This window comes from Micromonospora craniellae (assembly GCF_014764405.1).
Classification (GTDB): domain Bacteria; phylum Actinomycetota; class Actinomycetes; order Mycobacteriales; family Micromonosporaceae; genus Micromonospora; species Micromonospora craniellae.
Genome location: NZ_CP061725.1, coordinates 2,659,702 through 2,684,627, shown reverse-complemented (window position 1 = coordinate 2,684,627; position 24,926 = coordinate 2,659,702). Strand labels below are relative to the sequence as shown.

The following is a 24,926-nucleotide window of genomic DNA, read 5'->3' as shown; positions in this document are numbered from 1 at the left end:
GAAATCGGTCAGTGCGGGGCGACCGCGCGGACGGTGAGCGCGGTCGAGGTCAGGTCGACCGGTCCGTCCGGGCCCACGCGCTCCCGCGCGGCGGCGGCCACCTCCGCCCAGAGCGCGTCCCGCCCGGCCGGGTCGAGCGCGTCGACCCGTCGGCGTACCGGTGGCGGCGCCACCGCCCGGGTGAACCGCGCGTACTCGGCCGGGTCGTGGAACCGGAACGGGACCGGGCACTCCTCGACGGTCACGTCGCGCAGGCCGGCGCCGGTCAGCCCGGCCGCCAGCGCCTCCGGGCCGCAGAGGCGGTACGGGCCGGGCGCGTCCGGTGGCCCGGACGGCAGGTCCAGCCGGCGCGCGAGCACGCCGTACCCGAGCGACATCAGCGGCACCCGCGGCGGTGACGCCCACACCGCCGCGGCGAGCACGCCGCCCGGGACGAGCAGCCGGGCGATCCGGCCGAACGCGGCGCCGGGGTCGACGGCGAACATCAGGCCGAGCCGGCTGAGCACCACGTCGAACGCGCGCGGCGGCAGCTCCACCGTCTCCAGGTCGGCGACGAGGAAGTTGACGTTGCGCCGGCCCGCGGCGCGGCGGCGGGCCACGGCGAGCATGGCGGGGGAGAGGTCGACTCCGGTGACGGTGCCGGCCGGGCCGACCACGTCGGCGGCGCTGAGCGCCGGCTCCCCGGGACCGGTCGCGACGTCCAGGACGCGGTGCCCCGGCCGTACGCCACCCAGGGCCAGCAGCCGCGCGGTGAGCGCGGCACCGCCCCGCTCGAACGTCTCCCACTCGCGGGTCCAGCCGTCGCTGACGGCGTCCCAGGTCCGCCGCTGTTCGGCCTTCACGGCGGCGGCATCTGTCGATACGGACATCGCTCCTCCTCCTGTGGTCCGTCAGGTCACCCGCCCGGCCGGGCCGGCTCGCGGTCGGCCGGCCGGTCGTCGGCGTCCTCCGGTTCCCGCAGCACCCAGGCCCGCCGTCGCCCGCCCGGCCGGGAACCGGCCGCCGACCCGGGCGAGCCGCCGGCGGGCCGGTCACGCCGTCCCCGCGCCATCAGCACCAGCAGGACCGCTCCGGTCACCACCGGCGCCAGCAACAGGGCCAGTCCGGCCGCTCCGCCCGTACCCGCGTGGTGGCCGCCCCCGGCGGACCCGTCCGGCGGCGCGGTGACCGGCGGGGACACGGCCGGGGCCGCCCGCGGCGGCGCGACGAGCCCGGCGGCGACGGTGAACGGGACCACGCCGGTGGCGGTCTGCCCGGTGGCGAGCTGGGCGTGGTAGCCGACCCGGTAGCGCCCGTCACCGGCGACGGTGACCGGCAGCTCGACGCCGTCGCCGCGGTAGCGGGGCGCGCCCGTCGCGGCGAACGCCCCACCCGGCCCGACCAGCCAGACGTGGGTGCGTTCGCCGTCGAGCGGACCGTTGAACGTGAGCGTCACCGACGTCGGCGCCGTGGTCAGCCGGGCGCCGGCCGGCGGGTCGGTGCTCACCAACCGCGCCGGCCGCAGCTGCGCCGCCACCGTGAGCGCGGCCAGGCCGAGCGCGAGCAGCGTGAGCAGGCCCGCCGCCAGCCACCTCAGCCCCGGCCGGCGCCTCACCGGACTTCGGCCACCCGGCGGCAACTGCACCGCATCCGGGCCAGTTCGTCGGCGAGCGGCGTGCGGTGCAGGTACATCGCCACCACCATCGGCAGGAACACCACCGCGTTGTAGAACAGGTGCAGCTCCACCCGGGGCGCCACCAGTTGCAGCAGGCTCGTCGGCACCGGCTGCCCGGCCAGGTTGCTGCCGGTCAGCGACTGCAACAGCAGCAGCAGGTGCTCCAGGTGGTGCCACACCTGGATCAGCAGCGCCGCCGTCCACCAGGTGCGGGCACGGCCGACGAAGCCGCCGCGCAGCAGCCAGAAACCGGCGAGCATGACCAGCGCGTACCCGTAGTGCAGCCACTCGCTCTCCACCAGCCACGGGAACGGCATGCCGAGTACGCCCCGGGCCTCCGGCCGGGACCAGCCGAACACCCAGATCTGGGCGGCCTGCACCAGGTGCTCGGCCCAGTGGGCGATGACGATGACGAGGAAGATCTGCAGGGCCGCACGGTGCCGGCTGCCGTTCAGATCGAGCCCCGAAGCGCCGGTGTCGCGTTTCTCCGACAGGGTCACTGCGCCTCCTTCAGGAGCGGTTGGATGTGCCGGCGGCCGGCGGCCGGGCGGGGGTTCCCGTACCTGTCGAACCGGCCCCGCCGGAAGATCAGGGCGTCGCTGTCGGCGGCCGTGCGCGCGGCGACCAGCCGGCCCACCACGATCACGTGGTCGCCGCCGTCGTGGCAGCGCCACGGCCGGCACTCCAGCCAGGCCAGCGCCCCGTGCAGCAGCGGCGCGCCGGTCCGCTCGCCCGGCGACCAGCCGACGCTGGTGAACTGCGCGTGCCCGGGCTGCCGGCGCCGGTCGGCGAAGTGCCGGGCCAGGTGTTCCTGCCCGGCGGCCAGGACGGAGATGCCGAACCCGTCCGCGTCGGCCAGGCAGGCGGACATCAGGCTGTCCCGGCTCACGCAGAGCAGCACCAGAGGCGGGTCCAGCGACACCGAGGTGAACGAGTTCGCCGTCATCCCGTGCGGCAGCGGACCGCCCACGGTCAGGACCGTCACGCCGGTGACGAACTCGCCGAGCACCGTCCGTAGCGCCGCGGCGGCCGGCGGGATGTCCACGGCCCGCTCAGGCACGGCCGGACACCCCCTCGGCAGCCCGGTACGGCGCCAGCGCCCGCACCAGCGGCGGCGGCACGCGGGTCGGCACCACCTGCCCGGCGACCTCCCGCATGCAGGCGATCCGCTGGTGGCCCCGGGCCACCGGGACCAGCCCGCCCGCGCCGTCGCGCAGGTAGTCGAAGGCCAGGCCGAGCTGCGTCTGGGTCAGCTCGGTCAGGCTCATCCGGATGCGCAGCTCGTCGAACGCGTCGAGTTCGGCGAGGTACTCGCAGTCGACCCGCAGCGTGAACAGCTTCAGCCCGGCGCGCAGGTCGTCCACCACCGCCGGGGCGTGCTCGCGCAGGAACATCTCCCGGCAGCGGCCCTGCCAGCGCAGGTAGTTGACGTAGTAGACGTTGCCGACGAGGTTCGTCTCCTCGAAGCCGACCACGTGGCGGTACTCGTACCAGGCGGACACGTCACACCCCCGTCGCGGTGAGGACGGCGACGACCACCAGCTGTGGCTCGCCGGTCATGCGGACCGTGCCGGTGGCCACCGTGACCCGGCCGCTGCGCACCAGCACCCACTCGCCGTCGGCACCGGTCACCGTGAGCGGGGCGTCCACCGGCAGCCCCGCCTTGACCAGGCACTCCTTGGCACACCAGACCCGGGTGGCGGCGACGTCGGCGTCCTCGCCGAGGTCGGCGGCGATCTGCCCGGCCAGCCCGGCGTGCCGGCCGAGCAGGTCGGCCCAGACCTCGGCGGGCCGTGGCCGGACCACCTCCAGGTCGCAGGCGAGCGGCCCGGTGCCGGCCACCAGCAGACTCGCGCCCTCGCTGTGGGCGGCGGAGACGTGCCGGCCGTTGACCTCCTCCGGCCGACCGTCCGGCCGGTACCGCAGCCGCACCGGCCGTCCCACGGCCCGGCCGACGGCGGTGGCGGTTACCTCCCGGCGTGCCCCGCCGCTCCCGTCCGGACGCGGCTCCACCACCACCGCCAGGTCGGCGTCGAGCAGCCGGCCGAGCCGCCGCTCCAACGCCGGTCCGAGCAGCGCCGGCGGCCACGGCAGGCCGGCCGGGCGGGGACGCACCGCGCGCAGGCGCAGACTGAGCCAGCGTTCCACCACCACCCCGGCCGCGCCGAGGACCGTTACGTCGTACCGGTAGGTGTCGTCGCGGTGCTCCCGCTCCACCGCCACGAAGCGGACCTGCTCGGTGGCGGCGAGCTTCGGCCCGGCCGGCTCCACCCGGTCCACCCCCACCGGCAGCAGCGTCGCGTCCGGTACGCAGACCTGGATGCCGTGCAGGAAGGCGTCCCGGGCGCCCGCGTCGCCGAGCAGCAGCCGCTGCGGCAGGAACGCGTGGAACCAGCGCAGATCCTCGGTGGTGGCGACGTCCGCCTCGGCCCGCCGGGACGCGACCCGGTGGTAGCACACCAGCCGGCGGAACCGGTCACCCTGGAACAGCAGGTCGCCGTAGAGGTCCCGGCGCGGCTCCAGCGGCACCGGCGGCAGCCCGCCGGTCACGCCCGGCGCCTCCCGGTCGCCCTCGTCCGGCTCGAAGCGGACGGTGCCCCGGAAGTGGTCGGCCGCGAAGCCCGTCTCGTCGCTGCGGATCGCCACCTCCACCACGCCCGGCTCGGTCTGCACGGCCGCGATCCGGACGGTGGTGCGCCCGCCGCGGGCCACCACCACGGGCCGGGGGAAGCTGACGCCGGTCAGCACCGGCACGCCGGTGGCGCCGCTGAGCGCGGTGGCCACCTGCGCCATCGCCTCCATGCCGAGCACCGCGGGCAGCAGAAGGTTGCCGTCGAGGTCGTGCTCGGCGAGGTACGGGTCGCTCTCGGCCGACAGGTCCGCCTCGACCACCAGCTCCACGCCGTCGTACTGCACCAGCGGGCGTTCCAGGAAGCGCAGCAGCGGCAGCTCCCGCCGCTCGTGGCGCAGCGTGTCCAGCCCGTCGGTACGGCCGGTGACCACCACCGAGGCGGGTAGCCGGGGCAGCGCCAGTACCTGGCGCAGCAGGCGGACGCCCTCGTCCGGCGGGATCGGGGTGATCCCGGCGCGCAGCAGCGACTCGACGGCGGAGAGCCGTTCGCCCATGCCGACGCCGGACCACACCGACCATTCCAGACAGACCGCGCGGCATCCGGGGAAGCGCCGGCCCGCCTCGGCGGTCAGCCGGGCCAGCCAGTCGTTGGCCAGCGCGTAGTGCGCCTCCCCGGGCAGGCCGCCGCGCCCGATCACGCTGCCGAACGCCACCAGCAGCCGCAGCCCGTCCGGCTCGACCGCGGCGAGCACGTTGGCCAGGCCGTCCACCTTGGGCGCGACGGTGGCGCGCAGGGTCCGTGCATCCAACGCGCCGAGGGCGGCCGGCCGGTTGACCCCGGCACCGTGCAGGATCCCGGCGACCGGACCCAGGTGTTGGCGGACCTCCGCCACCGCGGCGCGTACCGCCTCGGGGTCGGTGACGTCGGTGCGCACGTACCGCAGGCGCACCCCCGCCTCCCGCATCCGGGCCAGGTTCGCGGCCAGCTCCGGGTCCGCGGCCGGGTCCGCCCGCCCCAGCAGCGCCAGCCGCGCCCCGGTGTCCCGGGCCAGGGCGAGCGCGCACTCGGCGGTGATGCCCTTCCCGCCGCCGGTCACCAGCAGCACGTCGTCCGGCCGCAGCGGCGGGCCGTCCGAACCCGGGCGTGCCGGGCCGGGCGGCGGCAGCGGCCGCAGCAGGGGGACCCGCCGCCGGCCGTCCGGGCCGAGGTGGCACTCGGCGTACCCGTCGGTGGCCGCCACCTCGCGCGCCACCCGGTCCACCAGGTCGTCGACGGGGGCGGCCTCGACCAGCGTCACGTGCAGGTCGTCACCCTCCAGCCGGGCGGTACGGGCCAGCCCGGCGACCCCCCGGCCGTGCTGGACGACCACCAGGCGGCTGCCCGGCGGCTGGGCCACCGCCGCCTGGGCGGCGCGCAGCGCGAGGTCCGGGTCCACCTCCTCGCCCGGGCAGAGCAGCACGCCGCCGCCGACGCCCGCCCCGGCCAGCGCGTCGCGCAGCGCCTCCGCGTACGGGTGCCCGGCCGGCGTGTACAACCGCCAGCCGCCCGCTCCGGTGGGACCGGCGGTGATCCGCTCCACCGGCTCCTCGACCAGCTCGACGGTGAAGCCGCGCACCCACGCGGCGACGCCGTCCACCCGCCGGTCGGCGGGCGCGGTGGCCGGGTCCAGTTCCCGCAGCGCGTCGGCGATCTCCCGCAGCGTGGCGGTGGCGAAGTTCGTCGGCGCCTGCACCGCCGGCAGCCCGAGTTCCCGGGCGGCCTCGTTGACCAGTTGTCCCACCGCGATCGAGCTGAGGTGCAGGCCGTCCAGGAGCCGGGTGTCCGCGCCGACGCTCTCGGCGGGCAGCTCCGCGCGGGACGCGGCCAGCCGACGCAGCACGGCCAGCGGATCGGCGGCCGGCCCGGCCTGCGCGTCGCCGGTCGCGGGTCGCCCGGTGTCGCCGGCCGCCGGTGTGGTCCCGCCCTCGGCCCGGGCCGCCGCCACGACGACCGCGGGCGCGGCCTCGCACGGGCTGGCGAAGAAGCGTCGCCGCGCGGCCAGGTCGAGCGGACGGATCGGACGGTCGCTGACCAGCGCGGCGTGGTCGACGGGCGCACCCAGCGTCCAGAGCGCGCCGACAGTGCCGAGGAACCCGGCGAGCGTCGGCGCGTCGGTGCCGGTGGCGAACACCGGCACGTCGACCAGTTCCCGGGCCATCCGGGCGAGCACCTGGCCGGGGCCGACCTCGACCAGCACGTCCACCCGCTTGCCGGCCTCGGTGACCGCCGCGGCGAAGCGCACCGGTTCGGTGATCTGCCGGCGCAGCAACGCCGCCAGGTCCGTGCCGGAGGTCAGCTCCGCGCCGGTGACGGTGGAGACCACCGGCCGGCGCGGCGGGGCGAACCGGACTCCTTCCAGCCAGTCGCCGAACTCGCGGGCCGCCGACGCCATCAGCGGGGAGTGGAACGCGTGCGAGACGGCCAGGTCCGCCCAGTGCACACCGGCCTCGGTGGCCCGCTCGCACACCCGCCGGACCGCGCCGGACGGGCCGGCGACCACCGTCTGCCGGGGCCCGTTGTAACCGGCCACCACCACCGGTTCGGTGCCGATCAGCCGGGTGGTGGCGGTGTCGGCGGCGGCGATGCCGGCCATCGTGCCCGGTTCCCGGCAACCGGCCATGACGGCGCCGCGCGCCGCGGCGATCCGCAGCAGCGCCTCCGCGTCGACGGTGCCGGCCCAGTGCAGCGCGGTGATCTCGCCGAGACTGTGCCCGACGGCCACCCGTGCCTCGACGCCCAGTTCGGTGAGCACCCGCAGGCCGGCCAGGGAGCCGGCGGCGATGCGCGGCTGGGCCACCTCGGTGGCCACCGGGTCCGCGTCGGCCGGCAGCGCCGCCAGGCGGTGCACCTCGGCGGCGGCCGGGAAACGCCGGGCCAGCGCGCCTCCGTCGACGCCACGGCCGGAGCCCTGACCGGGGAAGAGGAACCCGAGCCGGGCCGGGCGCAGCGTACGCCGCAGCGCCAGCCCGTCGGCGAACAGCTCTTCCTCGCCCCGGTCCAGCGCCGCCAGGGCACGCTCGAACCGGTCCACCGCCTCCGCCGGGGAGGTCGCGACCACCGCGAGCCGCACGGGCCGGCCGCGTACCTCACCGGCGAGGGCGCCGGCCAGGTCGGTCAGCTCGCCGTACGACAGCCGGGCCAGCGGGGGCAGCAGCGCGGCCACCCGTTCCCGCAGCGCCGCCGGGTCGGCCGCGTCGAGCAGCAGCAGCTCGGCGTCCTGGGTGTGCCGGGCCAGCCGCAGATGCTGCCGCCGGATGCGTTCCGGCACGGCGGACGGGCCGGCCTCCAGCACCAGGTGGGTGTTGATCCCGCCGAAGCCCATCGCGGTGACCCCGGCGCGCAGCGGCGCGCTGTCCGGCCACGGCTCGGCCACCGGCGCGGCGCGCAGCGTACGGTCCGCTGCGGTCAGCTCCGCGCGGGGACGGGCGCAGCCGGCGGTCGGCGGGACGATCGCGTGCCGCAGCGCCATGGTCGCCTTGATCAGCCCGGCCACCCCGGCGGCGGCCTTGGTGTGCCCGATGAGCGCCTTGATCGAGCCGATGGCGGCCGGGTCGGTGGCCCCGGCGTCACGCCGGGCGGCGGAGAGGGCGCGCAGCTCGGTGGCGTCGCCGACGGCCGTGCCGGTGCCGTGCCCCTCGAAGAGCGGGACCGTGCCGATGCCGAAGCCGGCCCGCTGGTACGCCCGGTCCAGCGCCAGCCGGTAGCCGTGCGCCTCGGGGCGGGTCATCCCGCCGCGCCCGTCGGACGAGACGCCCCAGCCGGCGATCGTCGCGTGCACGGGGCGCCCCTGCGCCACCGCGTCGTCGTGGCGCATCAGCACGACCATGCCGCAGCCCTCGCCCGGCCAGAACCCTTGCGACCGCTCGTCGTACACCCGCATCTCGTCGCGGGCCAGCGCGCCGGCCTTGGCGAAGCCGACCATCTCGAACGGGTCGATGGACAGGTCCACCCCGCCCGCCACCGCCACGTCGACCTCGCCGACGGCCAGGGCGCGCGCGGCGGTCACCACCGACAGTAGGCTGGAGGCGCAGGCGGCGTCCACCGTCCAGCCGCCGCCGCCCAGGTCGAAGTGGTTGCAGATGCGCCCGGCGATGGTGTTGGAGAGACCACCGGCGAGCGTGTCCTCGTCGATCGGCGGGAACGGGCTCTTGTACCGCTCCTCGGTGATCGCGAGGAACTCCGCGATCCGCCGGTCGGGCCACCCCTGCTCGAGCAGCCCGGCGGCCAGCACCCGGCGCACGTACGGCCAGCGCAGCCGCAGCACGTTCGCGCGGGAGAACTCGCCGGTGAGGGTGTTGCCGACCACCACCGCGGTACGGTCCCGGGGCAGCCCGGCGCCATCCGGCCAGCCGGCGTCGGCGAGCGCCTCGCCGGCCACGTCCAGCGCCAGCCAGTGGGTGAGGTCGGTGGAGCGGTAGGTGCTGCCGGCGATCCGGTGCCGGATCCGGTCGAACGTGTACCCCTCGATGACGGCGGCGTGCCGGTTGTAGAACCGGTCCGGGGTGGACGGGTCGGCGTCCCAGTAGTCCTCCAGGCTCATCCGCTCCGGCGGCAGCCGGCGGAACGCGCGGCGTCCGCTGAGGGCGTTGCGCCACAGGTCGGCCACCGAATCGGCTTCCGGGTAGCGGCAGCTCATGCCGACGACCGCGATTCTGCTCATGTCGTCACTCCTGGGGTTGTGCGATGCGCGGATCAGGCGGGCACGGGCCGCTTGCCGTTGTCCGCGGAGACGGGACCGGCGGTGGCCGGTGTCCCGGGCGCTGCGGGCGGGGCCGGGCGCTCCTGCTCGCGGCGCCGCTGCTCGCCGCGCGAGGCGTGCAGCGACCAGAGGTAGACGCCGCGGACCAGGCAGACGATCGCGGTGGCGAAGAAGAGCCCGTACGTCACCGAGGCGCCGGTCAGCACGCCGTACACCAGCGCCACGCCGCCGCCGAACGCGAACTGGGCGGCGGGCCGGCTCGGTGTGGTGCCCGGGTCGGTGATCATGTAGTTGGTGAAGAGGACGAACGCGGTGCCGGTCATGGTGGCCAGCGCGGCCGCGATCGACGTGTCCAGCACCAGGCCGCGGACCACCGACTGCACCACGAAGATCGACAGCCAGCCGGCGATCAGCCACATCCGGCGGGTGAGCTTCGTGTTGAGCATCGTGCCCAGGACGAGGATCACCGCCACGATCGCCCAGTCCGCGAGGCCGGAGAGGTTCTCGGTGAAGTGGTACGGCGGCGCGATGGACACCCAAGGGAACAGCAGCAGCACGATCGCGATGCCGAAGTTCGACGGGTTCATGAAGTGCCGCAGCCGCCCGTTGACCGGCGCCCGCAGCAGCCACTTGCCGCTGATCGCCACCAGCACGCCGAAGAGCATCACCAGCACCCGGTCGTTGGTGTAGAGCAGCATGTTCACCGCCAGCGCGGTGATGTGCGCGGGGAAGAGGAACTCGATTAGGTTGCGCACGCCGCCGGCGTACCGGGGGGCGCGGCCCTCGCCCCGCGCGCCCACCGCCTCCAGCAGCAGTTCGGCGGCGTACGCGGTGAGCACGGCGTACACCGGCCAGAGCGCGGGCTGCTCGAAGCCGAGGACCGTGTAGCCGAGGATGTTGAGGACGGTGATCGAGATCGCGAAGCGGCGCAGCGCTGTCACTCGCGGGTCGCGTGGCTTCGTCATGAACTCGCCTCCTGTGCCTGGGTGCCGAGGGTGAGCGCGTGCCGGCCGGGGGTGAGCGTCAACGTCTGGGCGCGTGGCGCGCCGGTGCGGTCCCGCCAGGCCAGGTCGACCTGGACCGGCCCGGTGACGTCGCCGAGGCCGACGTGCACGTCGAAGCTGCGCCGGCCGGAGTGGCCGCTGCCGCCGTCGACCCGGCCGCGCAGCACACGACCGTCGGGGGTGCGGACGGTGACGTCCGCGCCGATCACCGGGGAGCCGGTGGCGGCGTCGCCGACCGGCGGTCGGTTCAGCTTCAGGGTCAGCTGCGATCCGGTGCCGGGGCTGTCGTTGCGGTAGAACACCGGCGCGTCCCACTGCCGGGCCACCGCCATGTCGAGCCGACCGTCGCCGTCGGCGTCGCCGAGCGCGATGCCCCGGGTCGGGATCGGCACCGCCATGCCGAGCCGGCCGGCGATGTCGGCGTAGCCGCCGCCGGGCATCTGGGCGTGCAGGCGCAGCGGCTGGCCGCCGGCGATGTCGTCGCCCTCCCGGACCCGTGGCCACGACGAGGTGTGCTCCAGCAGCGTGTCGTTGGCGGTGGCCAGCTCCTGCAGCTGCGCCCACCGGTTCACCTCGCCCTTGACGAAGCCGCTGGTCTGCACGATGTCGGGCCGGCCACGGTTGGTCAGATCGGCGATCTTGACGTCCCAGCTCCAGCCGCTCCAGGCGAGGTTGAGCGGGGCGCTGCGGTCGACGAACGGCGCCCGGCCGTCGGCGAGCCGCTGCCGCAGGTCCTCGGTGTCCCGGGCCTGGTTGACGAAGGCGAAGTTGCTCTCCTGGATGCCGAACGAGGTGGTGATGTTGCCGACGTACATGTCGTAGAGGCCGTCGCCGTCCAGGTCGCCGACGTCCACGCCCATGCCCTTGAAGGAGTCGTGGCCGAGGATCTTCGACTTGGGCACGGTCAGCCGGCTGCCCTCGCCCTCGACGAGGACCAGCCGCACTTGGCCCGGCGTGGAGCGGTTGTGCAGCAGCCGGTCGGGGCCGAAGTCGTTCGCCACGTACAGCTCGGGCAGCAGGTCGCCGTCGAGGTCGGTCGCGGTCGACGCGAGTGACCAGCCGCGGGAGACGTCGTCGTCGAAGAGGTCCGGCACGTCGGCGAAGGTGACCGCGTCGGCGGTCGCGCCGGTCCAGCGCAGGACGTGGTCCCGCCCGCCGTTGTACGCGGCCGACATGGACCGGTTCATCGCCACGCCGCCGCTGACCGTGTGGTCGAGCACCGGCCCATCGGGGAAGTAGTTGCCGACGTACACGTCCTCGTGGCCGTCGCCGTCGAAGTCCGCCACGCTCACCGTGTTGGTGTTCCACCGCGGCCCGGTGTATCCGCCGTCGGCGGCGGCGGGCCGGGGGACCAGCTCGACCGGCTGGAACGCCGCCGCGGACAGGCCGGTGGCGTCCGGGCGGGCCAGGAAGATCACCGGCGTCCGGCCCCACCAGTAGACCAGCAGGTCGGTGCGGCCGTCCTCGTTGAAGTCGCCGGGCGCGCATCCCATCGGCGCCATGTGCGGCCCCATCGGCAGCGGCGCCGGGTCGAGCACGAACGGCTGGTAGCGCTCCTGGCGCGCCCCGGGCGTCGGGGTGACCACCACCCGGTCTATCCGCACGTCGGTGACACAGAGGTCGTTGGCCAGGCCGTCGCCGTCGATGTCGTTCATGGCGACCCCGGCGCCCACCGAGGAGATCCACGCGTCGATGTGCGTGTACTCCTTGTTGACCCGGCGGATGCTCTGCTGCGGCAGGCCACCCGGGATCGCGATGGACATCGGCGTGAACCGGTAGCCCTCGGCCACGCGTCGCCGTTCCTCGTCGGTAGCAGTGGCCGGCTTGGCGATCAGGAACAGGACGACGATCAGCAGCAGGGCGGTCAGCCCGGCGAGATGACGTCGGCCCCAACCCAGGATCATGGACACCCGGTCAGCACCTCCCCAGCAGAACGAGATGGTCGGCGATCCGCTGACGCCACACCGCGAAGGCGGGCAGCGACGCCGAGTCGGTCAGATCGGTCAGGGCGGCATCGGTGATCGCGGCGGCCTGCTCGATGCTGGTGACGCAGAACGCGCCGACCGCGACCGCGGTGTGCGTCGGCACGTGTCCGGCGCGCATCCGGGCCTTGGCCGCGAACGCGCCGCCCTGGCCGAGTGCCGCCCGGTGCTCGCCGGCCGCCTCGCGCAGCGTCCGCAGTTCCGTCAGCTCGGCGCCGCCGGCGTAGCTGGCCGCCAGGCCGACCCCGCTCCACAGGTCGGAGTGCCGGTCGGCGGGAAACCCGCGGAGCAGCCGGAGCAGTTCCGTCGGGTCGGTGCCGGCGACGAACCACAGCGCCCGGCCGATGCCCTGGTCCACCGCGTGCGGCGCGTAGTGCCGCAGCTCCGCCGGCCAGATGTGCGCCGGGTCGCGGTGCCGGTCGTGGACGTACCGGCCGGTGTGGAAGTAGGCCTGGTGGAAGCCGTAGCCGTCGAGGGCGAGCCAGCGCAGCAACGGGTCGGCCGGAAGGATCGCGGGCCAGCGCCAGCGGGGCAGCCGGGGCATGGCCCAGCCGGCGCCCACGTGCGCCATGTAGACGTGCGCGGCGCCGCGCCCGGCCAGGAACCGCGCCAGGCCCCGGCCGCCGCCGGGGCGGAGGCCGTCCATCAGGGCGTACGCCATCGCGGCGCCCTCGTAGGCGAAGCCGCGCAGCGGCGCCGGCCGGCGTTCCAGCAGTTCCTCGGCGGCCCGCGGCGAGGGCGTACCGGCGGCGTCACCGAAACCGCCGATGAAACTCTGCCCGGCACTTTCCAGGGCCTGCCGCGCGGCGTCGTTCTTGACATGGAAGCCGCGTACGTCCAACAACGCCTCGCGCTTATCCGGCGTCAGGATTCGTTGTCGCAGTGCCAACAATTTTCGGGCCATGGCAAGTCCAATTCGCCGTGGGTGTACGCATGCGGATCCTGCTCGCCTGCAGAGAAGTCCTTCGATTGGCGTGCCCGCTCTGGCCAATACTTACGGAACGCCTCGGCGACTGTCTTCTCGCAGGTTGCTGTGTTGCCTCCGGCGATCGGCCGACCCGGTTCGGCCCGGGGGCGTATCGACAGCCTCCGAGGGCTCCGGAGCTGCCGTCGCGCGGCCAATCAAGACCCGTTCAAGAGTCGCACAGCACTATTGGTCACGGTTTCCGCGTAGCGATGGAGGGGCCATGGGGCAGTTTTCAGGTGCCGCCTGCAAGGAACATGACGGCCGGCTGGCCGCTATTGTCCGGGTGATTGAGCACATGAAAAGAGAACTCGGCAGGCCGTTGCCGCTGGAAACGCTGGCGCGTCTGGCCCCGTTCAGCCCCTTCTATTTTCATCGCGTGTTCAAGCAGGCCACCTCGATGACACCGGCACGTTTCCTGGCGGCGCTGCGGATGGCCGAGGCGCGACGGCTGCTGCTGCGTTCCTCGCTCACCGTCACGACGATCAGCGCCCAGGTCGGGTACTCCAGCGTCGGCACGTTCACCACGCAGTTCCGGCGCTGGGTGAGCCTGCCCCCGGAGCGCTTCCGCCAGCTCTCCCGGCAGTTGGCGGGCGTGTCGGTGGCGGCGCTGCTGCCGGTGATCCGGGGCCGCGCGATCGTCGCCGGCCAGGGGCCCCGGGCGTTGATGCACCTCGACACCGTGGACCTGCCGGGGCTGCTGCTCGCCGTAGTGGCGCCCCACGACGGGGGACGCAACGAATGGTGGACGGCGGCGCCGCGCCCGCTGCCGGCAGCGCTGCCCGCCACCGTGCCGCCGGGCGCGCACCGCGCCCGGGTCCTGCTGCTGCGCCCGGACCGGGACGCCACCTCGGCGCTCGTCGACGGCGCGCCGGACAGTTTCCTGATCGGCGACACGGAGCTGCGGGTACCGGCCGAGGTGGGCGACGTCCGGCCCGACCCGCGGCCGACGCTCACGGTGCCGGTGCGGCAGGTGCGGATCACCGATCCGCCGTTGCTCTCGGCCACGCCGCTGCGCTGGCTGCTGGGCGTGTCGCAGGCGGGCTGGCGGGGGCGGGCGCCGGTGACGGCCGAGCGGCGCACGCTCCGAACCGCCTGATGGCCGCGCCGGGGGCCGGGCCGTCCCCGAAGATCGAGCTGCACGTCCACTTCGAGGGGACGGTACGGCCGGAGACGCTGCTGGTCATCGCCCGGCGCAACGGGGAGCGGCTGCCCGCGGAGACGGTCGAGGGTCTGCGTCCGCTCTACGAGTTCACCGACTTCGCCCACTTCGTCCGGACCTGGGTGCTGACCACGAACTGCCTGCGGACGGCCGACGACTTCCGGCGCATCGTGGTGGCGTACGCCGCCGAGGCGGCCGCCCACGGCGCGGTCTACCTGGAGGGCATCTTCTCGCCGGCCGAGCGGGTGCGCCGGGGCGTCGGCTGGACGGACATCTTCGAGGGGTACGCCGACGGCGCGGCCGAGGCGTACGAGCGGCACGGCGTACGGGTGTTGCTGACTCCCGACGTGGACCGCGAGCTGCCGCCGGCGGACGCGGAGGAGTGCGCCCGCCGGGCGGTGGGGTACCGGGACCGAGGCGTGGTCGGGTTCGGTCTGGGCGGGCCGGAGCTGGCCGCGCCGGCGAAGGCGTTCGCCCGGGCGGTGGCGATCGCCCGCGACGGCGGTCTGGCCTTCGTCCCGCACGGCGGCGAGGCGGGCGGCCCGAATTCGGTCCGCGACCTGCTGGAGCTGGCTCCGGCCCGGATCCGGCACGGCATCCGGGCCGCCGAGGACGACGACCTGCTCGTCGAGCTGCGGGACCGGGGTGTGGTGCTGGACGTGTGTCCCACGTCGAACCTGCGGACCCGGGTGGTGGAGTCCGTGGCCACGCATCCGTTGCCCCGTCTTGTCGCGGCTGGTCTGTCTTGCTCGGTCGGCACCGACGATCCGGCGATGTTCGGCACCGACCTGGGTCGTGAGCACGAGCTGGCGGCGCGTCTCGGGCTGGGGCCCGAGCGGGCGTACGCCGCCGGGGTGGCCGGGGCGCTCTGCGAAGACGCGACGCGTGATCATCTGGCGGCGGTGGGCCGGCGGGCCTACGGCTGACTCGTCGGTACGGGCTTGCCGGCCCGGAAGACGAGTGTGGACTTGTCGATGTCGTTGGGGTCGCCTTCGCAGTCCACGACGACGATCTGGCCGGGGGTGAGTTCGTTGAACAGGATTCGTTCGGAGAGGTTGTCTTCGATGTCGCGTTGGATGGTGCGGCGTAGCGGCCGTGCGCCGAGGACGGGGTCGAAGCCCTTGACCGCCAGGTACTTCTTGGCGTTGTCGGTGAGTTCGAGGCCCATGTCCTTGTTGCGTAGCTGGGTCTCGATCCGGGCGATCATGATGTCCACGATCTGGAGGATCTCGTTCTGGCGCAGTTGGTGGAAGACGATGGTGTCGTCGATGCGGTTGAGGAACTCGGGCCGGAAGTGCTGCTTGAGTTCGTCGTTGACCTTCTGCTTCATCCGGTCGTAGTTGGACTCGGAGTCCTCCGACTGCTGGAAGCCGAGCGAGACCGCCTTGGCCACGTCCCGGGTGCCGAGGTTGGTGGTCAGGATGATGACCGTGTTCTTGAAGTCCACGATCCGACCCTGACCGTCGGTGAGCCGACCGTCCTCCAGGATCTGCAGGAGCGTGTTGAACACGTCCGGGTGGGCCTTCTCGATCTCGTCGAACAGGACCACGGAGAACGGCCGACGCCGCACCTTCTCGGTCAGCTGCCCGCCCTCGTCGTACCCGACGTAGCCGGGAGGCGCACCCACCAACCGCGACACGGTGTACCGGTCGTGGAACTCGGACATGTCCAACTGGATCAGGGCGTCCTCGGACCCGAACAGGAACTCCGCGAGGGCCTTGGACAACTCGGTCTTACCGACACCCGACGGACCGGCGAAGATGAACGACCCCGACGGACGCTTCGGGTCCTTCAGGCCGGCGCGGGTACGCCGGATCGCCTTCGAGACCGCCTTGACCGCGTCCTCCTGGCCGATGACGCGCTTATGCAGCTCGTCCTCCATGCGCAGCAGGCGCGAGGTCTCCTCCTCGGTCAACTTGTAGACCGGGATGCCCGTCCAGTTGCCCAGCACCTCGGCGATCTGCTCGTCGTCGACCTCGGACACGACGTCCAGGTCACCGGCCTTCCACTCCTTCTCCCGCTGCGCCTTCTGACCCAACAGCTGCTTCTCCTTGTCGCGCAGCTGCGCAGCCCGCTCGAAGTCCTGCGCGTCGATCGCGGACTCCTTGTCCCGACGCACCTGAGCGATCCGCTCATCGAAGTCACGCAGGTCCGGCGGCGCGGTCATCCGACGGATCCGCATCCGCGCGCCGGCCTCATCGATCAAATCGATCGCCTTGTCCGGCAGGAACCGATCCGAGATGTACCGGTCGGCCAGCGTCGCCGCCGCCACCAACGCCGCATCCGTGATGCTCACCCGGTGGTGCGCCTCGTACCGATCCCGCAGACCCTTCAAAATCTCGATGGTGTGCGCCAGCGACGGCTCACCCACCTGGATCGGCTGGAAACGACGCTCCAACGCGGCGTCCTTCTCCAAATGCTTACGGTACTCGTCCAGCGTGGTCGCACCGATGGTCTGCAACTCACCACGGGCCAGCATCGGCTTCAAAATGCTCGCCGCGTCGATCGCGCCCTCCGCCGCCCCGGCACCGACAAGGGTGTGAATCTCGTCGATGAACAGGATGATGTCGCCCCGGGTACGGATCTCCTTGAGCACCTTCTTCAGGCGCTCCTCGAAGTCACCCCGGTAGCGGGAACCCGCCACCAGCGCACCCAGGTCAAGCGTGTAGAGCTGCTTGTCCTTGAGCGTCTCCGGCACCTCACCCTTGATGATCTTCTGCGACAGGCCCTCCACCACAGCCGTCTTACCGACGCCAGGCTCACCGATCAGCACCGGGTTGTTCTTCGTCCGGCGGGAGAGCACCTGCATCACCCGCTCGATCTCCTTCTCCCGCCCGATCACCGGATCAAGCTTGCCCTCCCGAGCCGCCTGCGTCAGATTCCGCCCGAACTGGTCCAGCACCAGACTGGTCGACGGGGCCGCCTCACCCGGGGCAGTGCCGGCAGCGGCCGGCTCCTTGCCCTGATAACCGGAAAGCAACTGGATCACCTGCTGCCGAACCCGGTTCAGGTCCGCGCCCAGCTTCACCAGCACCTGCGCAGCCACGCCCTCACCCTCACGGATCAGGCCCAACAGGATGTGCTCCGTACCGATGTAGTTGTGGCCCAGCTGCAGAGCCTCGCGCAGCGACAGCTCCAACACCTTCTTCGCCCGCGGCGTGAACGGGATGTGCCCGCTCGGCGCCTGCTGACCCTGGCCGATGATCTCCTCCACCTGCTGGCGGACGCCCTCCAGCGAGATCCCCAAACTCTCCAGGGCCTTCGCCGCAACGCCCTCACCCTCATGGATCAGGCCCAACAGGATGTGCTCCGTACCGATGTAGTTGTGATTGAGCATCCGGGCCTCTTCCTGGGCCAGGACGACAACCCGTCGCGCTCGGTCGGTGAACCGCTCGAACATGCCCTCGTGCTCCTCACCTGAGTCATCCGGCCACAGGAATACTAAGATTTCATATAGGATTCTGTCCATCGCGGGCGAGCGGCGCGGCCATGCTGATGGGCGGCAGCCTTACGGCGTGCGCCTTCATCAGGGCTGGATCCGGCAACCCGGCGTAGATCGCAACTTCCATCAATAGCTTCGCCATATGAAAAAGAACTTTCGGCTGCCGGTGCCCTGCCCGGCGGCCTTTTCGCACGTCCCAGGCGGTGATCACGCTGCTCGGGCGGGTCGGTGACCTGGCCTGCCGAGCTTCTTGTGTAGTAGCTGAGTGTGGCAGCGTGGTAACCGGATGTGCCAGTCTCGGGCTCACTCTTGAGCCTGGGGGGATAGATGACGGAGACTCGTGCCTGTTACCGAGTCGACCTGTTGGGTCCGCTGCACGTGCGGCGGAAAGGGCATCCACTGGAGCCCGGCCCGGCCAAACAGCGGGCGATCCTCTCCCTGCTGGCGCTGCGCCTCGGCGACAGCGTCCCGGTGAGCGAGGTGGAGGAGGCGGTCTGGGGCGGCGTGGTCCCGCCGAGCGCCCGGTCGCTCGTGCACACGTACGTGGCCCGGCTGCGCCAGGTCCTCGAACCGGAGCAACCGCCACGGCGCCGGGTACGGGTCATCGCCTCGACCGTCTCCGGGTACTCGCTGCGCGCCGAGGCCGTCGAGACGGACGTCGCCCGGTTCCGGCGCCACGTCGCCGAGGCCGAGAAGCGGATCGGTGAGGGCTGCCGCGAGGAGGCGTTCCACCTGCTCGGCAAGGCGCTGGACCTGTGGCGCAGCCCGACCCTCGGTGAGCTGCGCTCGCTGCTGCACGACAACATCGAGGTGGAGGCCCTCGGCGCGGCCTGGGTGGCGACCTCGCACAGCTACGTCGGTCTGGGGCTGCGGCTGGGACGCGCCGCCGCGGTGCTCGACACCGCCACCCGGCTGGCCCGGCTGGAGCCCCTGCACGAGGCGATCCAGGCCGACTACCTGGCCGTGCTGGGCAGCAATGGGCACCGGACCGTGGCGTTGCACCGGTACGCCGAGATCACCGAGCGACTCCGGACCGAACTGGGCGTCGACCCGGGGGAGGAGCTGCGGGCGGTGCACCGGGCCCTGATCCGCCCGGCCGGACGCCCACCGGTGCCCCGGCCGGCGCCGGCGGTTCCCGCCGCCCGGCTCAGGCCCGGCTGCGGACCGATCTCCGGACCGCTGCACTGGCGGGCCGACGACATCGCCGAGCTGGCGGCCCTGCTGGCGAAGGACCGTGCGGTGACGGTCACCGGCGCGCCCGGCTGCGGCAAGTCGGCGGTGACCCTGCGCGCCGCGCACCAGGCTGCCCGCGTCTTCACCGGCGGGGTCCTGACCGTGGACACACTCGACCTCAGTGACCGGCGGCAGTTGGAGCGCCGGCTGGCCCGGATGCTCGGCGGCAACGGTGCCGAGGACCCGGTCGATCTGCTGCGCGACCAGCCGACGCTCGTGGTGCTGGACAACGCCGAGCACCTGGTCGACGCGTGCGCCGTGGTCGCCGACCGGCTGCTGATGGCGTGCCCGAACGTGGTGGTGCTGACCGGCTCGCGCCAGCCGCTCGGGCTGCCGTACGAGCGGGTCCAGCGCCTGCATCCGCTCCCGGTGCCGCAGCCGGGCGGGTGGCCGTCTGTCCTGTCCAATCCGGCCGTCGCCCTCCTCGCGGAACGGGCGGCCCAGGCCCGCCCCGGGTTCCGGCTCGACCGGCGGGACGCGGAGGTCGCGGTGGAGATCTGCCGCCGGCTCGACGGCCTGCCGCTCGCCCTGGAGATGGCGGCGGCCTGCCTGTCCACCGACAGCCTGGACGGCGTGCTGCGCAAGCTGGAGGGACCACTGGACGGCCTGCGCCCGCCCGCCGTCGGACCGGAGCCGCGCCACACGTCGCTGCGGGCGATGCTCGACCGCAGCGTCCAGCGCCTCGACGTGGTCGAGCGATGTCTGTTCCAGCGCGTCGCGTTGTTGCCGGGGGTGTTCGACCTGGCCGCCGCCCAGCGGTTCTGGCGGCCCCATCCGTCCGGTCCCACGGACGTGCGGGTGGTGCTCGCCGCCCTGGTGGACAAGTCCCTGGTGATGCCGGTCGGGACGACCGGCGGGCGGTACCGGATGCTCGGCCTGCTGCGCCGGCTGGCGCTGGAGACGGACGCCCCGGAGGCGGTGACGACCCGCGCCGCCGACCTGCCCCTGTCGCTGTCCCGGTCGCTGCTGCCGGCGGTTGTGGCGGCTGTGCCGGACTGACCGGCGGCCGCCCCGACGGCCCGCTCCCCGCCGGGGAGCGGGCCGTCGGGTTTCTCGGGACGGTGGCACCTGACGATGCCCCAGGCATTGACAGTACGCTTTAAAAACACATAGCTTGAAGTTCGGCGGGACCGGTCGGGTCCGGTCCACCAGCGGCCCTCAGACCGCCGCTGACCCCTGCCGACAGACATTGGAGGTGTCTGGCTTGAGCTCCACCAGAGAGACCTACGAGTCCCTGAACCTCGAACCCAAGCCGATCCGCCCGCACATCCTCGCCGCGGCCACCGTGGTCTTCGGCGAGGACTACTACTCGGGCCGCCGCGAGACGATCAACCTGTCCGGCTTCGTGCAGCTCAACAAGTGGCCCATGCCGGGCTTCGAGCACAAGGTCGACGAGGACGGCTACGCGCAGTTCGCGACCGAGCTGATCAGCGCGCCCGAGGTGGGCATCAAGGGGTTCAGCTACGAGTTGGACGACCGCATCCAGGTGCTGTCCAACCCGTTCCTGCCCAACAGCGGGCACGTGCGGCAGATCGTGCCGGGCAAGAACTTCCCGGCCGAGTTCTACATCCGCCGCTTCGGCATCCTGGAGTCGAGCACGCTGCGGCTCGCCCACCGCAACGTCATCGACATCTACGGCGTGGTCGACAGCGTACCGCCGTTCAAGAAGCCGCTGACCGGCCCCTACCTGGGCAAGCCGCGCGGTGACGGTCCCTTCGACGTGATGGCCGCGCCGAACGTCGTCAAGGGCACCACGCTGCCGGAGGCGTGGTACCCGGCCAACGACGAGAACCAGCCGGTCGGCATCACGCCGAACCTGTTCTTCGCGCCCAGCGCCGGCCCGTGCATGTCCATGCTGGTGGACCCGTCCATGATCATGCAGACCTCGCTGGAGGGGCAGATCGAGGTCGAGGTCAACGGCAAGACGGTGCGGGTCGACCTGGCCGGGGACTACCGCAAGGCGGCCGGCGCCGAGGTGCTGCTCTTCGGCCCGGACAAGCACGACGAGGGCCCGGGCGTGCTCGCCCAGCTGGCTCGCGTCGCGGTCGTCGGACACAGCCCGGAGCTGGGTGGCCGGGTCATGCTGCGGGCGAGCTGGCCGCGGGTCTCCGGCGGCACGCTGGGCGAGGGCAACGAGGACAGCCTCAGCCGGCTCAAGTTCCCCGGTGACCTGCACATCGACGCCGAGTTCGAGCTGGTCACGCCGCACGAGACGCTCTACGCCGCCAACTCCGTGCACGTCAACGGCAAGATGCGCGGCATGGAGGCCACCGGCACCGAGCTCAAGCTGGACGGCTCGGACACCGCCCTGGTCACCGTGGACGAGCAGCCGAAGGCCCGCCTCACCGGCGTCAACCTGGTGATGCGGGACGCGCTGGTCGGCGAGCACGCCGCGGTGAACGCCTGACCGAGGGTCCGCTTGACGGGCCTGCCGGCCAGAGGTTCTACTGGTAAAACCAGTAGCAACGTACCGTCACGATGTCCCTCCCGGCTGTTACGGCGGTCGGGAGGGACGCGCGCTCAGGGGGGTACCGCGTGGACCAGCGGCTGCTGCTCATGCACCAGATGATGCTCGGCGACGCGCCCCGGCTGCGGGCGTACGACAGGGCGCTGGAGGAGGCGGTCACCCCCGGCGACGTGGTGGTGGACGTGGGCGCGGGTCTGCTCGCGCTCTCCCTGCTGGCGCTGCGGCACGGCGCCGAGCACGTGTACGCGGTCGAGGCCGACCCGGCCACCGCCGCGGCGGCCGCCCGCATCATCGAGGCCAACGACCTCAAGGGACGGCTCACCCTGGTCACCGGCGACGCCCGCACGGTCCGGCTGCCCCGCAAGGCGGACGTGCTGGTCTCCGAGATGATGGGCAACCTCGGCCCGGAGGAGGAGATGGCCGAGGCGCTGCACGTGATCGCCCGCCGGCACCTGCGCCCCGGCGGCCGGATGGTGCCCCGGCGGCTGCGGACCTGTCTGGCCGCGGCCGAGTTCACCGACGAGGGCTGGGGGCTGTGGGGCACCGACTTCTACGGCTACCGGCTCGACCCGGTGCAGGAGCTGGTGGCTCCGGCGGCCCAGCTGCACTTCTTCCAGCGTCCGCCGAAGCTGCTGACCGAGCCCACGGTGGTGCTCGACCAGGCGCTCGACGGCCGGTCGCCGTCCCGGCAGACGCTGCGGCAGCGGTTGCCGGTCACCGCGCCGGGACGGCTGCACGCCGTGCTCGGCTTCTTCACCGCGGACTTCACCGACGACGTCACGCTGTCGAACTTTCCGTCGTACCCCGGTTGCAACTGGGCGGTCTGGGTGTGGCCGCTGCGGCACACCGACGTGGCCGAGGGCGACGAGCTGTCCGTCGCCCTGCGCCGCCCGGCCCGGCGCGACGTCCGCGCCGTGACCGACTGGCGGCTGGAGTGCGGCCTGTCCCGGCAGAGGAGGTCTTGATGCCCTTCGCGGTGGGTACCGTTCGCGACATCCCCGTCCGTGGCGCTCTCAAGCTCTGCGGCCTGACCTGGTCCGCGGAGTGCCTCTGGTTCTCCGAGGCGGTCTCCAGCCAGATCGCGTCGCTGGACCCGATCAGCGGCAAGGTGGTCCGCCGGCTCGACTGCCCCGGTGTCCGCACCGACCTGACCACGATCGGCGGGCGGCTGCTGCAGGTGGCGGGCGACGACCGCGTGCTGCGGCTGGTCGACCCCGAGGACGGCGAGCTGCTCGGCGAGTTCGGCAACCCGCGTCCCGGCAACGTGCTGTGCGGGCTGGAGGCGACCCGGCACGGGCTCTGGCTAGGCTACGAGGACCTGCGCCAGGTCGACCTGCGCGACCCGGACGGCTTCGGGCTGATCGACACGTTCCCCGTCCGGCACCCGATCGCCGGCGTGACCGTCTCCGACAGCTATCTCGTCTACTCCGACCATGACGCGGCCGCCATCAACCTGTACGACGTGGCGGCCCGCCGCGAGGTGGCCTCCTACTCGGTCGCGGGCAACCCGACCGGCATCACCTGGGACGGCCGCCGCATCTGGTACTGCGACTTCACCACCCTGCAACTCCGGGCGATCGAGGTGCCGGGCATCACGAAGGGTTGACTCCATGGTGTCCACGCGCGCTCTGCTGGCCCGCTCCACCCGCATCGGCGCGGTCGGCGCCGTTCACCTGCTGCCGGTGCTGCCGCCGGCTCTGGTCAGGGCGGCCCGAGGTGACCGGGCGGCGGCCCGCCGGTTGCTGTACCGCCGCCTCACCACGCTGCTGATGCGACTGGGCCCGACGTTCGTCAAGGCCGGGCAGGTGCTCGGCACCCGGCGCGACGTGTTGCCGGCCGCGCTCTGCGACGAGCTGTCGGTGCTCCAGGACCGGGGCGACCCGATGACGCCCGAGCAGACCGACCGGGCGCTCGCCGAGGCGTACGGCAGCGAGGCGCCCGCGGAGTTCGCGGAGATCGACCCGACGCCGGTGGCCAGCGGCAGCGTCGCCTGCGTCTACCGCGGCCGGATGCCCGACGGCGCCGAGGTGGCGCTCAAGCTGCGCCGTCCCGGAATCGAGTCGACGATGGCGCTCGACCTCGCGCTGATGCGGCGCGGCGCCCGGGTGATGGCGCGGCTGCCGATGCTGCGCGGCGTCCCGGTGCGGGAGGTGGTCGGGAATATGTGCGGCGCGGTGTTCGGCCAGTTGGACTTCGACCGGGAGGCGGAGAACCTGCGCCGGCTCAAGGAGAACCTCGCCGTGGTGCCCCGGGTCCGGGTGCCCGCGGTACGCGACGACGCCTGCCGGCCGCGCTGCCTGGTCATGGAGTTCATGCCCGACCTCGACGTGGACGTGGCGCGGACGATGTCGGCGGCCGTGCGCAAGCGGTTCGCCACCTCCGCGATGACGGCGATCTACCACATGCTGTTCGTGGACGGCTTCGTCCATTGCGACATGCACCCGGGCAACCTCTACTTCACCCGGGGCGCCCAGGTGGTGGTGCTCGACGCCGGGTTCAGCGTGCAGCTCACCGAGGAGCTGCGCCGGCTCTTCGCCGAGTTCTTCATGAACATGTCGATCGGACGCGGCCGGTACTGCGCCGAGATCGTGGTGCGCAGCGGCACCGGCCTGCGCCCGGACGCCGACGTGGAGACGTTCCTGGTGAAGATGGCCGACCTGGTGGAGCGCAGCCACGGGCTGCCGGCCCGCGAGTTCAGCCTGATCGCGTTCGCCGCGGAGATGTTCGACCTGCAACGCCGCTACGGCGTGCACGCCGCGCCGGAACTCGTCTTCCCGCTGCTCTCGCTGCTGGTGATCGAGGGGACGGTACGCGAACTCGACCCCGACCTCGACTTCCAGGAGCTGGCCAAGCCGGTGCTGATGCGCGGACTGTTCGGCCGCCGGGCCGCCGCCTGAGCACCGTCCCAACGGTCGGCCGGGCCTAGCCGGTCGCCTCGACAGCGCGGGCCCACCTGCGCAAACAGCCGACTAAAATATACGATAGCGGAATGGCACAGACTGGCCTCGCCGGCAAGCGCTCCTACCACCAGTACTGCGGACTGGCCTCCGCGCTCGACGTGCTGGGCGAACGCTGGACGCTGCTGATCATCCGGGAGCTGCTGATGGGCCCCCGGCGCTACAGCGAGCTGCTCGCGGATCTGCCCGGCATCGGCACGAACCTGCTCGCCGACCGGCTCAAGTTCCTCGTCGACTCGGGCGTGCTGCGGCAGGTCGACGTGCACGGCACCGGCGGCCGGCTCTCCTACGAGCTGACCCCGACCGGGCAGGCGCTACGGCCGATGGTGCTCGGGCTCGCGCACTGGGGCCTGGAGTTCGTCGGTGACCTGAGCGCCGAGGACACCGTCCGCCCGCACTGGGGTTTCCTCGCCGTGGAGGCGATGTTCCAGTGGGACAAGGTCTCCCCGATCGACGAGAGCTACCAGTTCCAGGTCGACGACGAGGTCTTCCGCATCGACGTCGCCGGCGGGGTGCCGCGCGTGGCGAAGGGGCCGGCCGACCACCCGGCGATGGTGGCGACCACCGACGCGGCCACGTTCGTCTGCATCGGCGCCGGGCGGGTCACGCCGCTGATGGCGATGGTCGGCGGGCAGCTCAAGCTGGAGGGCGACATCGACGCCGTGCTGCGCTGCTGCGAGCTGCTCGGCCTGGAGGCCGGCGCCGCGCCCGCCGCTCAGGCCACCTCCGGTCACTGACCCGCGCCAGGGG

The 24,926-nt window shown here is 73.1% G+C and carries 19 protein-coding genes; 8 read left to right on the top strand and 11 right to left on the bottom strand.

Features of this window, described 5'->3' with window-relative positions:
• Positions 1-8: 8 nt before the first annotated feature.
• From ID554_RS11905 to ID554_RS11865, 9 genes are read right to left on the bottom strand one after another with little or no spacing between them, the layout of a single operon-like run.
• Positions 9-869, bottom strand: coding sequence for a class I SAM-dependent methyltransferase (locus tag ID554_RS11905; protein ID WP_117230681.1), 861 nt, complete (start codon positions 867-869; stop codon positions 9-11).
• Between the two features lie 26 nt (positions 870-895).
• The gene (locus ID554_RS11900) at positions 896-1,594 is read right to left on the bottom strand and encodes a copper resistance CopC family protein (protein ID WP_158573831.1); all 699 of its coding nucleotides are present in this window, start codon (positions 1,592-1,594) and stop codon (positions 896-898) included.
• Positions 1,591-2,154 (bottom strand): hypothetical protein, encoded by a 564-nt coding sequence (locus ID554_RS11895; RefSeq protein WP_158573832.1) that lies wholly within the window; start codon positions 2,152-2,154, stop codon positions 1,591-1,593. The genes ID554_RS11900 and ID554_RS11895 overlap by 4 nt, the downstream gene beginning before the upstream one ends.
• Positions 2,151-2,714: a flavin reductase family protein gene (locus ID554_RS11890; RefSeq protein WP_223884551.1), complete on the bottom strand. Its 564-nt coding sequence runs from the start codon at positions 2,712-2,714 to the stop codon at positions 2,151-2,153. Before ID554_RS11890 ends, ID554_RS11895 begins: the two co-directional genes overlap by 4 nt.
• The gene (locus ID554_RS11885; RefSeq protein WP_117230683.1) at positions 2,707-3,156 is read right to left on the bottom strand and encodes an acyl-CoA thioesterase; all 450 of its coding nucleotides are present in this window, start codon (positions 3,154-3,156) and stop codon (positions 2,707-2,709) included. The genes ID554_RS11890 and ID554_RS11885 overlap by 8 nt, the downstream gene beginning before the upstream one ends.
• A gap of 1 nt (position 3,157) precedes the next feature.
• Positions 3,158-8,926, bottom strand: coding sequence for a type I polyketide synthase (locus tag ID554_RS11880; RefSeq protein ID WP_117230684.1), 5,769 nt, complete (start codon positions 8,924-8,926; stop codon positions 3,158-3,160).
• Between the two features lie 32 nt (positions 8,927-8,958).
• The gene (locus ID554_RS11875; RefSeq protein WP_191088788.1) at positions 8,959-9,930 is read right to left on the bottom strand and encodes an enediyne biosynthesis protein; all 972 of its coding nucleotides are present in this window, start codon (positions 9,928-9,930) and stop codon (positions 8,959-8,961) included.
• Positions 9,927-11,879 (bottom strand): CRTAC1 family protein, encoded by a 1,953-nt coding sequence (locus ID554_RS11870; protein ID WP_117230686.1) that lies wholly within the window; start codon positions 11,877-11,879, stop codon positions 9,927-9,929. The genes ID554_RS11875 and ID554_RS11870 overlap by 4 nt, the downstream gene beginning before the upstream one ends.
• 4 nt (positions 11,880-11,883) lie before the next feature.
• Positions 11,884-12,855 carry a DUF1702 family protein gene (locus ID554_RS11865; protein WP_117230687.1) on the bottom strand — a complete coding sequence of 324 codons (972 nt, stop codon included), beginning with the start codon at positions 12,853-12,855 and terminating at the stop codon, positions 11,884-11,886.
• Between the two features lie 358 nt (positions 12,856-13,213).
• On the opposite strand from ID554_RS11865, the gene ID554_RS11860 reads away from it, so the two are divergent.
• Both ID554_RS11860 and add read left to right on the top strand, forming a co-directional pair.
• Positions 13,214-14,014: a helix-turn-helix domain-containing protein gene (locus ID554_RS11860; protein WP_223884550.1), complete on the top strand. Its 801-nt coding sequence runs from the start codon at positions 13,214-13,216 to the stop codon at positions 14,012-14,014.
• Complete coding sequence (gene add / locus ID554_RS11855; protein WP_117230689.1) at positions 14,014-15,003, top strand: adenosine deaminase; 990 nt, start codon at positions 14,014-14,016, stop codon at positions 15,001-15,003. The genes ID554_RS11860 and add overlap by 1 nt, the downstream gene beginning before the upstream one ends.
• Here add and ID554_RS11850 read toward each other — a convergent pair.
• Positions 14,994-17,477, bottom strand: a complete 2,484-nt coding sequence (locus ID554_RS11850) for an ATP-dependent Clp protease ATP-binding subunit (RefSeq protein ID WP_191088787.1) — start codon at positions 17,475-17,477, stop codon at positions 14,994-14,996. The genes add and ID554_RS11850 overlap by 10 nt on opposite strands.
• Positions 17,478-17,526: 49 nt before the next feature.
• Entirely contained in the window at positions 17,527-17,730 is a 204-nt protein-coding gene (locus ID554_RS11845) for a hypothetical protein (RefSeq protein WP_147333590.1), read from the bottom strand.
• A gap of 116 nt (positions 17,731-17,846) precedes the next feature.
• Between ID554_RS11845 and ID554_RS11840 the strand changes: the two genes are divergently transcribed.
• The 6 genes from ID554_RS11840 to ID554_RS11815 all read left to right on the top strand — a co-directional run bounded on the left by ID554_RS11840 (position 17,847) and on the right by ID554_RS11815 (position 24,913).
• On the top strand, positions 17,847-19,751 hold the full coding sequence (locus ID554_RS11840) for a BTAD domain-containing putative transcriptional regulator (protein WP_117230857.1): 1,905 nt from the start codon (positions 17,847-17,849) through the stop codon (positions 19,749-19,751).
• A 205-nt stretch (positions 19,752-19,956) separates the two neighbouring features.
• Positions 19,957-21,159, top strand: coding sequence for a DUF6004 family protein (locus tag ID554_RS11835; protein WP_117230858.1), 1,203 nt, complete (start codon positions 19,957-19,959; stop codon positions 21,157-21,159).
• A gap of 128 nt (positions 21,160-21,287) precedes the next feature.
• Positions 21,288-22,184: a 50S ribosomal protein L11 methyltransferase gene (locus tag ID554_RS11830; RefSeq protein WP_117230859.1), complete on the top strand. Its 897-nt coding sequence runs from the start codon at positions 21,288-21,290 to the stop codon at positions 22,182-22,184.
• A complete protein-coding gene (locus ID554_RS11825) occupies positions 22,184-22,825 on the top strand; it encodes an NHL repeat-containing protein (RefSeq protein WP_117230874.1) in 642 nt (213 codons plus the stop codon). The genes ID554_RS11830 and ID554_RS11825 overlap by 1 nt, the downstream gene beginning before the upstream one ends.
• 4 nt (positions 22,826-22,829) lie before the next feature.
• Positions 22,830-24,116 carry an ABC1 kinase family protein gene (locus ID554_RS11820; RefSeq protein WP_117230860.1) on the top strand — a complete coding sequence of 429 codons (1,287 nt, stop codon included), beginning with the start codon at positions 22,830-22,832 and terminating at the stop codon, positions 24,114-24,116.
• Positions 24,117-24,208: 92 nt separating this feature from the next.
• Positions 24,209-24,913, top strand: coding sequence for a winged helix-turn-helix transcriptional regulator (locus ID554_RS11815; RefSeq protein ID WP_117230861.1), 705 nt, complete (start codon positions 24,209-24,211; stop codon positions 24,911-24,913).
• Positions 24,914-24,926 lie beyond the last annotated feature (13 nt).